This is a genomic window from Paenibacillus sp. FSL L8-0340 (assembly GCF_038593145.1).
Taxonomy (GTDB): Bacteria; Bacillota; Bacilli; order Paenibacillales; family Paenibacillaceae; genus Paenibacillus_AQ.
Genome location: NZ_CP151967.1, coordinates 3,527,244 through 3,540,524, shown reverse-complemented (window position 1 = coordinate 3,540,524; position 13,281 = coordinate 3,527,244). Strand labels below are relative to the sequence as shown.

Genomic DNA, 13,281 nt, shown 5'->3' with positions numbered 1-13,281 from the left:
CGGCAAAGGGACCCGTTCTTGTCCGAAGGGAAGGATAATAACCGAGCCCCTTACAATGAAAAACCGCGCAGAGCGCGGATTCTCAAAGGATTATGTTCTTGTCTTGTCTTCTGACAAATTTATTGCCGGCCATCCCTAACTCTGATATTGCTTCCGAATAAAGAGGAATCACTTGTCAGCTTATAGGATGGATAATGTTCGTCGGCCTCCAGCCGCATCACCTCATCAAATAATGATTCCTGCTGGCGGTCGCAGAGAAAGACGAACGGTTGCTGCTGGAAGACGATATCCGTAATATTAGGTTCAATTACGATCAACAAGACCAAAACACCGTTGCAGCCGCAATCTTCCGTGTCATAGAACAATTTGAAGGATCCGGGTTTATCATTAAGACTTTCTCCAAGACGTCCGGAAGTTAAGGGATCCAGTTGAATTTGCATATCCTCCACTCTCCTTTAGAGCAGGTTGCTCCTAAATAGATTATGGAATAAGTATAGATTTTATATTCAACCAAGGCCTGTGACTGCACTCACTTTTATCCAATTTGCGAACGTGCGGCATTCTCCAGAGCCAGCAGCTGTTCCCTTATTTTCACTGCTTCACCGATGATAATAAGTGCCGGATTGCTGATCTTCATAACCGCGGCCAGCTTGTCGATGTTGCCAAGCGTACCGGTCACCGTCCGCTCACGGTCTGTAGTCCCATTCTCGATCAGCGCTACAGGAGTTGCAGCATCCTTCCCATGCTTCAGCAGCTGTTCGCAGATCCCGCTCAAATGGCTTACCCCCATGTAAATGACAAGGGTATCCACGCTGTGAGCAAGCGCATCCCAGCGGACAGGAGCAGCATGATCGTGACAGCGGCTGCCGGTTACGATGGCAAATGAAGCGGCGAGGCCGCGATGAGTCAAAGGAATTCCAGCGGAAGCCGCTGCACCGATGGCCGAAGTAATGCCGGGAATGACCTCGTAGGGAATTCCCGCAGCAGCAGAGGCAAGCGCTTCTTCCCCGCCCCGTCCGAAGACGAAGGGATCACCGCCCTTTAAGCGGACAACATGGCTGCCGGCGGAAGCATGTTTAATCATCAGCCTTTCAATGCCTTCCTGGGGCATAGAATGCTGGCCCGGCGCTTTACCGCAATAGATGCGCAGTGCCTCCTTCCTGCCATAAGCGAGCAATTCTTCATTCACCAGCCGGTCATAGAGAATAACATCCGCAGTCTGAATGCGCCGCAGCGCTTTGACTGTAATCAGCTCCGGGTCCCCCGGTCCTGCTCCAACAATACTTATGCTTCCCTGTTTCATAGGCTTTTCTCCAATGCTGCCGTGCTTGAGATAACAGCATCTCTCCGTCCGGACGGCTGCTCCGCTGTGGAAGAAGCTCCGGACTTAAAGCTTTTTTGCGAAAGATAGAACAGCAGGCCCGTAAACAGCACCCCGCCGAGAAAATTCCCGAGCAGAACGGGGATACCGTTCCAGAGCCACCAGTCTCCAAAGCTGACTTTTGCCCCTAGCAGCATTCCAGCAGGAATCACGAACATATTGACCACCGTATGCTCAAAGCCTTGACCGAAGAACGTTAGGATCGGCAGCCACATCGCCAGTATTTTTCCGGCTGTGGATTTAGAGGTCATTGCCATCACTGCCCCGAGCGTAACCATCCAGTTGCAGAGCATCGCCTTGATTAAGGCGAGCGTCATCCCCTCTGCCCCCATACTCTTATAAGCAGTTGTTTTGCCTTCACTTGTTGTGATTAACGTCTGAATTAGCGGATTTGACATATCGGTCCCCATTTTTGTAATAGTGAGGCCATATAAGGCTGCATATACTGCACAGCCAATTAAGTGCCCGATAATTACCCAGAAGAAATTGTTCAGCATCCGGCCGGGAGACGTCTTTTTCTCCAGCACCGCCAGCGGAATCAAAGCAAAGCTGCCGGTAACGAGCTCCAGTCCAAGCAGTATAATCATTACAAAGCCGACAGGGAATAAAAGTGCTCCGATCATAGGTATCTTAGTTTGAGCTGTTGCTGTAAAAGCTAAGGTAGTCGCACACGCCAGTATCGCTCCCCCGAGGCTGCCGCGTACAATAAGCTGCGTGATGCTCAGCTCCGCTTTGGCCTTGCCGGCTTCGATCATTGCGGATAACACTTCACTAGGCTTCACGTAATCCATGACTATTCCCCCTGTAATCACTAGTTGTACTAGATAGTCAGATAGATGTGCCCGCTGCTGTGATCTACCTCTACCTCATAGGTTGTCACATGACCGGAATCGGGTGCCTGCACAGCACCGCTATGGAGGTCAATCCGCCAGTCGTGGAGCGGACAATGCACCTTTGAACCGCAGACCATACCTTCTGATAAGACGCCGCCTTTGTGCGGGCATTTATTCTCAACGGCCAGCACCTCACCCCCAGTAAGACGGAATAAGGCTATTTCCTTGTCTCCCACCTTGAACTTGCGTGAGCCTCTGATGTCGATATCCGTCAAATTGCCAACAAGCATTTTGGTCATAGTCATAGCAGTGGCCTCCTTATACCGTCTCGGGTTGTGAGAGTTCTTCGAAATTCTTGCGCAGCTCCGGCTCATTAACAATTTGTTTCCACGGATCGGTGGTGAGACTGAGTGTCTTCTGAATTCTTTCCTGGAGCGCCAGCCGTTCTTCCTTAAGCTCTAAGGCCTGCTTAATGCTGTCCAGACCTACACGTTCGACCCACTGGGCTGTCCGTTCGTTCCAGCCGGCATTCTCCCGGTAATATTGCAGAAATGCACTAGCCCATTCCAGCACTTCATCATCGGTCTTCACTACACAGAGGAGATCTGTTGCCCGTACATGCACACCGCCGTTGCCCCCGATATGCAGCTCCCAGCCGCCATCAATGGCGACAACGCCGAAATCCTTAATCGTCGCTTCCGCACAGTTTCGCGGACAGCCGGAGACTGCAAGCTTCACTTTGCCCGGCGTATTCAGCCGTTCGAAAGCTTTCTCTAAGCGAATGCCCATACCAAGGGCATCTTGCGTACCGAACCGGCAGTAGGTGGAGCCGACACAGGTTTTAACCGTCCGGAGTGTCTTGCCGTAGGCATGCCCGGAAGCCATATCCAGCTCTTCCCACATCTTCGGCAGATCCTCCTTCTTGACGCCGAGCAAATCAAGTCTTTGCCCGCCGGTGAACTTCACCAGTGGAACCTCGAACTTCGCGGCAACCTCTGCGATCTTGATCAGCTCAGCCGGTGAGGTCACGCCTCCATAAATTCGCGGTACCACCGAGTACGTGCCATCTTTCTGGATATTGGCATGGTAGCGTTCATTCGTGTACCGGGACTCCTTCTCATCCACATATTCTTCAGGCCAGAGCATCCCCAGATAGTAATTCAATGAAGGACGGCATTTGGCACAGCCCTCTTCATTATTCCAATCCAGTACATTGATGACTTCCTTGACTGTCTTCAGTTCCATCCGCTTGATCTCGGCGACAATTTCGTCGCGTCCAAGTGTAGTGCAGCCGCAGATGCCTTCCTTGACCGTGACCACATCATCACCGGCATAGAGCTGCAGCAGTCCCTCTACCAGCGGTTTGCAGCCGCCGCAAGAGGCGGAAGCTTTCGTGCAGGCTTTGATCTGGCCTACACTGGTGCAGCCCCCGGATTGAATAGCCTCGGCTATCGCCCCTTTGGACACACCGTTGCAGCCGCAGATGATCTCGTCATCAGCCATGCCCTCCAGCCGGTTTCCTTTGGGCGAGGCAAGTGCATCGCCGGAAATCCCAAGCAGCAGTTCTTTTTCCTTCCCCTTAATATTCTCGCCTTTCTTAATCATGGAGAATAGCTGTGCCCCGTCATTTGTATCGCCGAACAATACGGCACCGATCAGCTTGTCGTCCTGAATGACCAGCTTTTTGTAGACTCCGTCAATCTCATCCTGATAGCGTAAAGCTCTAGACCCCGGCTGCTCCGTGAACTGGCCTGCGGAGAATACATCGACCCCGGATACTTTCAGCTTGGTCGAGGTAATGGAGCCTGTGTAGCCTTCGGTCGGCACACCCGCCAGTCTCTTGGCGAGCACAGCCCCCTGCTCATATAACGGAGCTACCAGTCCGTAAGCAATACCCCGGTGCTCTGCACATTCTCCGACCGCATAGATTCCGGGAATATTGGTCTCCAGATAATCATTCACAATGATGCCGCGGTTAATCTTAATAGAGCTCTTGCGTGCCAGCTCAATATTCGGCTTGATGCCGACTGCCATCACGATCAGATCGGTTTCAGCCACTTCACCGTCTGTGAACAGCAGACCTTTAACTCTTTTTTTACCGAGAATCGCCTCTGACTGCTTCTTCAGCAGGAACTTCATGCCCTGTTCTTCCAGCTCTTTGCGGAGCATCACCGAAGCCGCTTCATCCAGTTGGCGTTCCATAATATAATCATGGATGTGTACAACCGAAACCTCCATCCCCAGGTGCAGCAGTCCTCTTGCCGCCTCCAGACCAAGCAGTCCTCCGCCGATGACCAGCGCTTTTTTATACTTCTGCGAGGTTTCCTGCATAATCCGGGTGTCCTTAATATCGCGGAATGCGATGACCCCTTCCTTCTCTGCTCCGGGCAGCGGCAACATGAACGGGTTAGAGCCGGTGGCTAGAATCAGTTCATCATAACGGGCTTCTATCCCTTTATCCGTATATACTTTACGCTCCACAGTATCTATGGAAGTGACAGTGTGGCCCGTATACAGCGTAATATTAAAACTGCGGTACCATTCAAGGTCATTGATAATAATCTCATCCATGCTGGCTCCGCCTGCGAGGACAGAAGATAACATAATCCGGTTATAGTTCGGATGCGGCTCGGAACCAAAAATCGTAATCTCGTAAGCCTCAGGAGCCAATTTGAGCAAATGTTCGATCGCCCGTACCCCCGCCATCCCGTTACCGACCAGTATCAGTTTTTTGCGTATTGCTGACATATGTCTCTCTCCTCTCCATGTAGACAACAGAAATAGCCCGCTTCACTCCGGCCGGAAAATTACGTTTCCAGGTAACAGATGTGAGAGCAGGCGCCATTGCCGCTTCGACCGAATACATCGTTGTATTCGTAGATTTGATGAATTTGTTAAAATGACTATACTACATGAATTCGTAATACGTCAACAATTATGACATATAAATTTTTATATATTTAATTTATCGACAACAACGCTCAATGTGTGTTATATAATATAACATTATAACTTATATTGTACGTTCAATAGCAGATCCATGACGTCGATCATTACGATGTAAAAGGAGCGTCAAACTATGCATTCCCTGCTCGTCATTCATAATGGTACAACAGAGAACGATACAGAAGCGCTCTCGTCCCGGAGCCCGGACGTCATTCTTCGCTCCTGCGGTTATGTGGTCGAGGTAGCTGATACTCTGGAACAGGCCTTGGCCCTGATCAGCGATGCCGATGCCTCCATTCTTCATTTACCTATCACCGAAATCAATGAATGGAGCACCCCGCTGATCCAGCACAAAATTGCACCAATAGTCTGGTGGTGCACCTCCCTGACCGCGACATTATCTGTCTCGGCCTGTGAAGACAATATCAGGGTCGACGGGATATTATCCCCCTTCATGCACCCGCAGGAAATTCACTGGATTCTTCATTTCAGCGCCAAGCAGTGCTTCGAACGCCATCAATGGCTAAAGGAGCGGGAGCAGCTGCTGTCCCGGATCGAAGAGCGCAAATGGATTGATATGGCTAAAGGCATCCTCTCCAAGGCGAAGAACATCAGTGAATCCGAAGCCTATGACCTTCTTCGCAAGCAGGCGATGAATGAACGCAAGCGTATAGTTGATGTCGCCACGTCGATAGTTAAAGTATATCAGCTGCTGCAGGATCAAACTTAAGGAGAATCCCATATGATCAATATTCTAAAAGAAGTTGCCAGAGGCAAACGGGGTGCCCGGGATTTAAGCTATGATGAAGCTTATTATGCTGCGGAATCCATTCTGGGCCAGACGGCCTCTCCCGTGCAGATTGGCGCCTTTCTAATTGCGGAGCGTATCAAGCTGGAAAGCATCGAGGAGCTGGAAGCCTTCGTAACGGTCTGCCGCAAGGTTGCCCTCCGGGAGCCGGTTCAGCAGGGCATGGATTGTGCCGGGCCTTATGACGGGAGAACGAATTCTTTTGTCGCCACCTTTCCTACCGCCTTCTTGCTGTCTGCTGCGGGAGTGCCGGTCACACTGCATGGTTCCCCTTCCTTGCCGCCCAAGTGGGGGGTTACGCTACAGGACATCATTCAAGCCTCCGGTATCGAGATTGCCAGGCTGTCCCGGACAGACGCGATCGAAGCTGCACAAGAAAGCGGCGTCCTCTTCGCTAAGGCTGAGCAGTGGTGTCCTCCGCTTGGGGCCATCCGCAGCCTCCGGGAAGACATTGGCATGAGAACGATCCTGAATACAGCCGAGAAATTGATCGACTATTCTTGTTCTCCTTACATCGTATTCGGGATCTATCATAATACTGTATTCGACCGGATTTCCAGACTTATCGTGAAGCTCGGCTATCAAAAGGGATTGGTTGTTCAAGGGGTGGAAGGCTCTGAGGATCTCTATATCGACCGGCCGAACCGCATATACTCCATTGCGAACGGCATAGCACAGCTGGATATCATTGATCCTGATGCGCTGGGACTTGAAACCGTAGTGCCTGAAATGGACTGGACTCCCCAGCGGCAGCTGCTTACAGCTGAAGCTGTGCTTCAGGGAGGCGGGCATATGGCCTTTTACAATCAGACGCTGTTGAACGGCGCAGCCCGGCTTCACGTGGCCGGAAAGGTCAATTCCATAGAAGAAGGCGTGTATACTTGCAAGCATTTACTGGACAATGGAGACGCCTGGACTGTCTACAGCAAGTGGAAAAACGCACTGCTCGGCAGTAAAGCACTCCACTAGAGCTGTAACAAAAAAAGCGCGCAACCGTAACAATACGGTGCACGCTTTTTGCTGCAAAAAAGACCTAAGACTAAGAATAACTGCTATTAATCGGTATGCAATGCTTGCCGCTGCTTGCGGGATTCGGCAGACTTTTGCGGCTCGCGGCCCCCTCCTAATTTGAAGACCAGAATCCCGCCTACAATCACCAGAACCCCTATGAGCTGATTCAATGTGAACGGAACCTTGGCCAGACCAAGCCAGCCCAGTGAATCCCACAACAGGGCGAAGCCAAGCTGAGACGTCAGTACAATCGAAATCGCATAAGTCGCTCCAAGCAGCCTTGTGGCCTGCACCAGACAGATGACAACACCGACCCCGATCATTCCGCTGATCCAATACCAGGGCTGCATATGCTGAAGAGTAAACATATTTTTGCCTTCAACGATGAGTCCCATTACCAGTGAAGCAATAAAGCCCATCCCTAGTACCAATGTTGTTGTGGACCATGATCCAGTATGTTCATTTACTTTGCTGTTGAATATGTTCTGCAGGCTCACAAGCGCCCCGGCAAACATGGCCAGTAGTAGTCCCAGTATCATTATCTATTACTCCCTTTTCGTCTTCTTTATGTTCATCAGTATGGTGTAGTTGCCTCGTAAATATTACGGTGTGCCAGCCTGCTAAGCCCTTCCCGGTCCTTCACCAGAATGTAGCCTTTGCTGCGCTCGGTCAGCCCCTGCTGGCAGAACTTCTGGATTACCCTGTTCAAATGCCTGTAGCTGGTGCTAATAAAATTCGCCGTATCCACCAGATTAATCGTGCTTAACTGCCCTGTAAATTTAGGATCGGATTCATCATAGGTGATGGATAAAAGATAACTCGCCAGCCGTACCTCAACGGGGTGCATCAGGTTCAAACTGAGGAAATCGGATTTTCTGTAGAATTTCCGAGTAATGATCTCCAGCAAAAATTGCAGCAAGGGCGGATGATTCCGCCCGTATTTTTTCAGCCATCTGTACGGTATGCAAATCATATGAACCTGCGATACGGCTTCAACCGTGTTCAGCAATTCTGTTCCCTGAATGTATTCAACATCCCCGATTAGCTCAAGCGGTGTCTTGAAGCAGATAATCAGCGTCCTGCCCTCGGCCGTCGTCGTATAAATCTTGAGTTTGCCTTTAACCAGCACGTACAGCGACTCGGAAGGATCTCCTTTGAAGCAAATCGTTTCCCCCTGCGTAAAGCTGTACAACGACAGATGCGCCTTCAGCGGTTCAATGAAAATATGCTCAAGCTGATGTTTCTGCAAATAGGTCTGCAGCAGACCTTGATCTTGAATTTCCTTCATGGCCGGCTTCCCTCCAAGGCTAGAACTTAAGAATGACTACACCTAAGATCATCATGCCGATTCCAATAAATTGCGGCAGCCGCATCTTCTGCTTCACCACGCCGAACCATCCGTTGCTATCTATCAGAAATGTAAGGAACAGTTGTGCGATCAGCAGTGCCGATATGGTAAAGGTAACACCGATATTCTGAATTGCGGTCACTTCGCTGAAAATAACAAAAGCGGCGAAGGCACCTCCTGTTAAATACAAAGGTTTGACCAGCTTGAAGCCTTGTTTCTTTCCGTCTCGAACGAACAGCAGGATGATAAAGGCCATAATAAAGCCCGTTAATTGGGTAATGGTCGCTGCCTGCCACGTGCCTATATCCTGGCTGATGCGGGCGTTGGCTACCCCTTGCAGCGTAATGCAGGCCCCGGCCAAGAATGCAAAAATAATTCCTCTCATTGCTTCTCTCTCCTCTATGTGATCTCTGCTTTAATTAAATGACATCTGGCGTTATCCGTGAAGGACATATGTCCTAAGTGGAAGAAAGAGTTGATTTGGAGAAACAGGCCAATAATTCGAAGGCCCGTTTCAAGCCATGGCATTGGCTGAAACGGGCCTGAAGAAAAATATTAGGAGAGTAGCTTCATTTCTTGTAATTGATCAAAAATGATCTGGCTGACAGCGGAAACACGTTCCCTGTCTTTATAGCTAAGCCATGCCAATTCTGCTATTTCCGCTGCCGGAGCAAGCTGCCCTGTGTAAGCTGCGGTGAGACAGGTCATCTGGACAAGCACGCCTTCCTCTTTGCCATGGGCTGCTGCTTCATAAGTGCCAAAAGACTGGATGCTGTCCGGCTCAATCCGGACCGTTAATTCCTCTTCGATCTCCCGGATTAATGTCTCATTGTCGGTTTCACCCGGTTCCCGTTTCCCGCCGGGAAAATAATAGGTATCCTTTCCGTGGGAACGGGCAGCCAATACTTTACCTCCCACGATGTGAATCCAAGCGATCTTGTCTATCGTTACTGTCATGTAAATCCCCCTCAAAATCTTGGCCTATGTTCTTTTAATTAAAAGCGGAATTTCTTGCTACGGAAAGGACATATGTCCTTGTTGCAATCCGGCCAGAGGGTTCTTACCATTGACGCTTCACATGCATATATTCCTCCGCTTCATCCCAAGGAACGGAGAAAGCTTGCCCTTTCGCGCAAAAAATCGAAATGGAGGTGTAAGCCGGATCGGCATTTTTATTGTATTGTTTACTTAGGATAACGGTTTCCGGTTCATGGCAATCCTGATAACCGGCAACCCTTAGCGACAATGAGCCTTTGCCTTGCGTCATTGAGGCCAGTCTGACGGAATAGTTCATAAAGGTGTCGACAGGCACCGTACCCGTGACGACTGCCACTTGATCCGTCATCTCGGGTGCAGCAAAGCTCCCGCTAGCCTGCTGGATATCCGCCATTACTTTGCCTACATGATCGATATTTATCCTGATCTTGAGCGCATACACCGGCTCCAGCAAAATATTCTCCGCCTGCTCCAGTCCTTGACGCAAAGCCCGAAATGCGGCTTCCCGGAAATCCCCGCCGTGGGTGTGCTTATTATGCGCTCTTCCACTTAGCAAGGTGATACGCAGATCCGTCAGCGGTGAGCCGGTAAGCAGGCCGCGATGCCCGCTTTCCAGTAAATATTGCTCAATCTGGTGCTGGTAGCCGGCAGCTAAATCGTCGGGGTGGCACTCATTCTGAACAGAGATACCGCTGCCGCGAGCGCCGGGCTCAAGCTTCAGATGCACCTCGGCGTAATGGCCGAGCGGTTCAAAATGGCCGCAGCCGTAGACTGTGTTATGGATTGTCTCCATGTACAGAATCTCCGGATCGCCAAATGTCACCGGGATACTGAAGCGTTCGCGCATAATCTGCTCCAGAATTTCCAACTGAATTTGCCCCATCACCTGATATGCAGTTCCTGCAATTCCTCATCCCAGCTCACATTCAGCGACGGGTCTTCCGCACCCAGCTGCTGGAAGGCATTATGCACTTCCTTAAGGTGCACGGGCGGTTCAAACCGCACCTTTGATTTCAATGTCGGGACAAGCTCGCTGCTGAGGTGATCCTGCAACAACCCCACACCTTCTCCAGGCTTAGCGGATGTTAACCCCGTGACCGCAAACAGCTCACCTGCAGCGCCCCATTCCGCCGCTGTTGTCTTAGCCCCGTAAATTTTGCGGATACTGGTAATCCGTTCCTCTATCCGTTCCTGGGCAGGACCGTAAGCCAGTTCCTCTCTTGATTTAAGCACGCCTTGCAGTGCTTTAATGTAGGTGATCCGTGTTCCCTTTTCATCATGGCGGATCTTATATACTCTTCCTGAAAAAGGCTGCTGGTAATCATATTCAGTATGTACCAAAGCATCCAGGTTGCGGAGAAAGCTGTCGATGCCCTCATCCAGCAAGGCAGAACCAGACATACACGGAAAGATATTGCCGCGCTTGACTAAAGCGATGAGCGCTTCGTGCCAGTCAGAATCGTTTAGACTTCCGTCCAGATAAGCCTCAAACAGCCGATCATCGCGTTCGGCCATAAATGACTTGAGTTCTTCGTCTACTCCGGTTTCCTGAAGTTCCGGCAGCATGAAAGCATCCCTGCTGAGCTGTAGGCGGATTTCTTTCAATACACGCTGCGGGTCAGCGCCCGCACGGTCGGTTTTATTGATGAAGAAAAAGGCCGGAATTCCATGCCGGCGCAGCAGCTGCCATACGGTCTCTGTGTGGCCTTCCACACCTTCAACAGCACTTACAATGACTACCGCGTAGTCGAGAATCTGCAGCGCGCGCTCCATCTCCGGCGAGAAATCGACATGCCCGGGCGTGTCCAGCAGAAAGTAGCGCGAATCTCCGATGTTAAATTCCGCCTGGTCGGCAAATACCGTGATTCCACGCGTTTTTTCAATCTCATGTGTATCTAAAAACGTATCCTTATGATCCACTCGGCCCCGGTTGCGGATTGCCTCCGTATGATAGAGCAGCTGCTCGGCGAAGGTCGTTTTCCCGGCATCGACATGGGCGAGCAAACCGATGGTTGTGTTCCTTGTCATAGAGTCGGCTTATACACCCCCACGGATGTGCGGAGCAACCTCGTTGCTGTAAAACTGGCTTAACCGCTGCATCTCTTCTGCCGTAAAGGAAGGAACTTCTCGTGACGCGAGGTTATCAGCTACCTGCGCTTCATTCTTAAATCCTGGAATGATGCAGCTGACGGCAGGATGATCCAGAATCCAGCGCATCGCTGCTCTTGCCATGTTCCCCCGGCCTTCGCTGATCCAATCCAGCTTGCGGGCCAGCTCTACACCTTTGACAAAAGGCAGACCGGCAAAAGTCTCGCCCACATTAAACTGCTCACCGTTGGCATTGAAGCTGCGGTGATCGTCAGGCTGGAAGGTGCTGTCCTCCTTGAACTTCCCTGTGAGCAGACCGCTGGCAAGCGGCAGCCGCACCAGGATTCCCGCACCTTGCGCTTCGGCACGCGGCAGCAGTTCCAGAGCCGGCTGCTGACGGAACAGATTGAAGATGACCTGAAGCGCTTGCACGCCAGGATACTCGAGACATAGAAGTCCCTCTTCAATCGTTTCCACGCTGACTCCGTAATGGCGGATTTTACCCTCAGCTTTTAATTGATCCAGAACGGCAAATACACTACCGTCACGCAAAATCTCAATTGGCGGACAATGGATCTGATACAGATCAATGGCTTCACGCTGTAGGCGGCGCAGGCTTTGTTCCGCGTATTCGCTTACTCTCCGTGCTGAATAATTCTCAGGATCATGAATGTCACCGGCACGGCAAAATTTCGTGGCAATATGTATTTGATCTTCTTTGCCTTTGGTGGCTTTGGCAAGCAGCTCTTCGGCATGTCCGGAACCGTAGACATCAGCGGTGTCGAAGAAATTCACGCCTTGCTCAATAGCCAGCGCCAGACCCTTCAGTCCGTCCTCATCCCGGCTTGTTCCCCAGTCGCCGCCAATAGCCCAAGTGCCAAAGCTGACTTCGCTGATCGATAGTCCGGTATTTCCAAGCTTACGGTAATTCATATGATATCCTCCCGGAATATTAGATTGTTAACGACACTTGCACAGCAAACCATCCATTTCTATTATGAACGGTTCGCTGTGCAAGACACAAGTAGCACCTTACTCCCTCACAAAAGAAAAAACCGGGTAGTGCTCAACAGGGGCAAATCCCAGTTTGGAAGCTAGTCTGTGAGAAGGGTGGTTGTCGTGCGTCGTTTCCCAAAGCGGAACCATCCCTCTTGTCAGATAATAGTCGATTAAAGCAGTTGCAGCTTGTTCTGCATAGCCATTGTTCCGCTCAGCTGCTTCGAAAGTATCCACGTCAATAAAATATTCACGTCCGGCTGTGAACCCGTTATTTTTGCAGATCGAAAGGGTACGTTCTCCAAGCTTTACCGCCGCACCGCAGGTTGTCTGCTCCGCAAACTTTGAATGTACATAAGGCAAGTGATGATAAGCATCAGGCAAAACAGGATACTCAGAGAGTTCGATCCGCAGGTTACTGGTTATATCCGGTTTCGTGTATTGTTGTCTCCGATTAAATTGCTCAGGATGGAACACATACACTGACTCGAGATGTTTATCCACGTTCCATTTGTTCAATTTGTCCATTCCGCCCAGAAACAACTTCTCCCACTCCCTGGAATCATCCGTATAAATTTCAAACCAGCTGCGGTTCTGAGCTTTGCAATCGGGAAGTACCACATCCTGCAAAAACAGCTTCATTGCCTCTTTATTCTGCTCCGGGTTGATGTCACCTGCGGCATACATCCATCTGCCGGTCGCCCACACTATTGCAAGGGTCGGTCTCTCCGTTACATCTGCAAATACCCGCCCCGGATAATTCCCCCGCAGCACAGATAACGCCGGAATATGCTGCTTTTTCTGGTTAAACAAAGATTCGAGTATTTCATACTCTTTATAGTTCAGCTCTTTCATCCCAGTTCTCCTGAAGTCC

General features: G+C 50.6%; 13 protein-coding genes and 1 pseudogene. 2 read left to right on the top strand and 12 right to left on the bottom strand.

Annotated features, from left to right (window positions below; all coding sequences use genetic code 11):
- Positions 1-119: 119 nt before the first annotated feature.
- The 5 genes from NST07_RS15980 to nirB all read right to left on the bottom strand — a co-directional run bounded on the left by NST07_RS15980 (position 120) and on the right by nirB (position 4,962).
- The gene (locus tag NST07_RS15980; RefSeq protein ID WP_341093007.1) at positions 120-440 is read right to left on the bottom strand and encodes an iron-sulfur cluster biosynthesis family protein; all 321 of its coding nucleotides are present in this window, start codon (positions 438-440) and stop codon (positions 120-122) included.
- Between the two features lie 95 nt (positions 441-535).
- A complete protein-coding gene (gene cobA / locus NST07_RS15975; protein WP_341093006.1) occupies positions 536-1,303 on the bottom strand; it encodes a uroporphyrinogen-III C-methyltransferase in 768 nt (255 codons plus the stop codon).
- Positions 1,300-2,172 (bottom strand): formate/nitrite transporter family protein, encoded by an 873-nt coding sequence (locus tag NST07_RS15970; RefSeq protein WP_341093003.1) that lies wholly within the window; start codon positions 2,170-2,172, stop codon positions 1,300-1,302. Before NST07_RS15970 ends, cobA begins: the two co-directional genes overlap by 4 nt.
- A 29-nt stretch (positions 2,173-2,201) precedes the next feature.
- Positions 2,202-2,513 carry a nitrite reductase small subunit NirD gene (gene nirD / locus NST07_RS15965; protein ID WP_341097662.1) on the bottom strand — a complete coding sequence of 104 codons (312 nt, stop codon included), beginning with the start codon at positions 2,511-2,513 and terminating at the stop codon, positions 2,202-2,204.
- 19 nt (positions 2,514-2,532) lie between these two features.
- Positions 2,533-4,962: a nitrite reductase large subunit NirB gene (gene nirB, locus NST07_RS15960; protein ID WP_341093001.1), complete on the bottom strand. Its 2,430-nt coding sequence runs from the start codon at positions 4,960-4,962 to the stop codon at positions 2,533-2,535.
- 331 nt (positions 4,963-5,293) lie between these two features.
- Here nirB and NST07_RS15955 point away from each other — a divergent pair, with 331 nt between their 5' ends.
- Complete coding sequence (locus NST07_RS15955; RefSeq protein ID WP_341092999.1) at positions 5,294-5,890, top strand: ANTAR domain-containing protein; 597 nt, start codon at positions 5,294-5,296, stop codon at positions 5,888-5,890.
- A 12-nt stretch (positions 5,891-5,902) separates the two neighbouring features.
- Positions 5,903-6,937, top strand: a complete 1,035-nt coding sequence (locus NST07_RS15950) for an anthranilate phosphoribosyltransferase (protein ID WP_341092996.1) — start codon at positions 5,903-5,905, stop codon at positions 6,935-6,937.
- An 86-nt stretch (positions 6,938-7,023) separates the two neighbouring features.
- Here the strand turns inward: NST07_RS15950 and NST07_RS15945 are convergent, their stop codons facing one another.
- The 7 genes and pseudogenes from NST07_RS15945 to NST07_RS15915 all read right to left on the bottom strand — a co-directional run bounded on the left by NST07_RS15945 (position 7,024) and on the right by NST07_RS15915 (position 13,262).
- Positions 7,024-7,518, bottom strand: coding sequence for a DMT family transporter (locus NST07_RS15945; RefSeq protein ID WP_341092995.1), 495 nt, complete (start codon positions 7,516-7,518; stop codon positions 7,024-7,026).
- 35 nt (positions 7,519-7,553) lie between these two features.
- Positions 7,554-8,267 carry a cyclic nucleotide-binding domain-containing protein gene (locus tag NST07_RS15940; protein WP_341092993.1) on the bottom strand — a complete coding sequence of 238 codons (714 nt, stop codon included), beginning with the start codon at positions 8,265-8,267 and terminating at the stop codon, positions 7,554-7,556.
- Between the two features lie 19 nt (positions 8,268-8,286).
- Positions 8,287-8,712 (bottom strand): DMT family transporter, encoded by a 426-nt coding sequence (locus NST07_RS15935; RefSeq protein WP_341092992.1) that lies wholly within the window; start codon positions 8,710-8,712, stop codon positions 8,287-8,289.
- A gap of 170 nt (positions 8,713-8,882) precedes the next feature.
- Complete coding sequence (locus NST07_RS15930; RefSeq protein ID WP_341092991.1) at positions 8,883-9,284, bottom strand: NUDIX domain-containing protein; 402 nt, start codon at positions 9,282-9,284, stop codon at positions 8,883-8,885.
- Between the two features lie 103 nt (positions 9,285-9,387).
- Positions 9,388-11,351, bottom strand: a pseudogene (locus NST07_RS15925) (translation factor GTPase family protein).
- Positions 11,352-11,360: 9 nt separating this feature from the next.
- A complete protein-coding gene (locus NST07_RS15920; protein WP_342481855.1) occupies positions 11,361-12,344 on the bottom strand; it encodes an aldo/keto reductase in 984 nt (327 codons plus the stop codon).
- A gap of 99 nt (positions 12,345-12,443) precedes the next feature.
- A complete protein-coding gene (locus NST07_RS15915) occupies positions 12,444-13,262 on the bottom strand; it encodes a GNAT family N-acetyltransferase (RefSeq protein WP_342481854.1) in 819 nt (272 codons plus the stop codon).
- Positions 13,263-13,281: the final 19 nt, after the last annotated feature.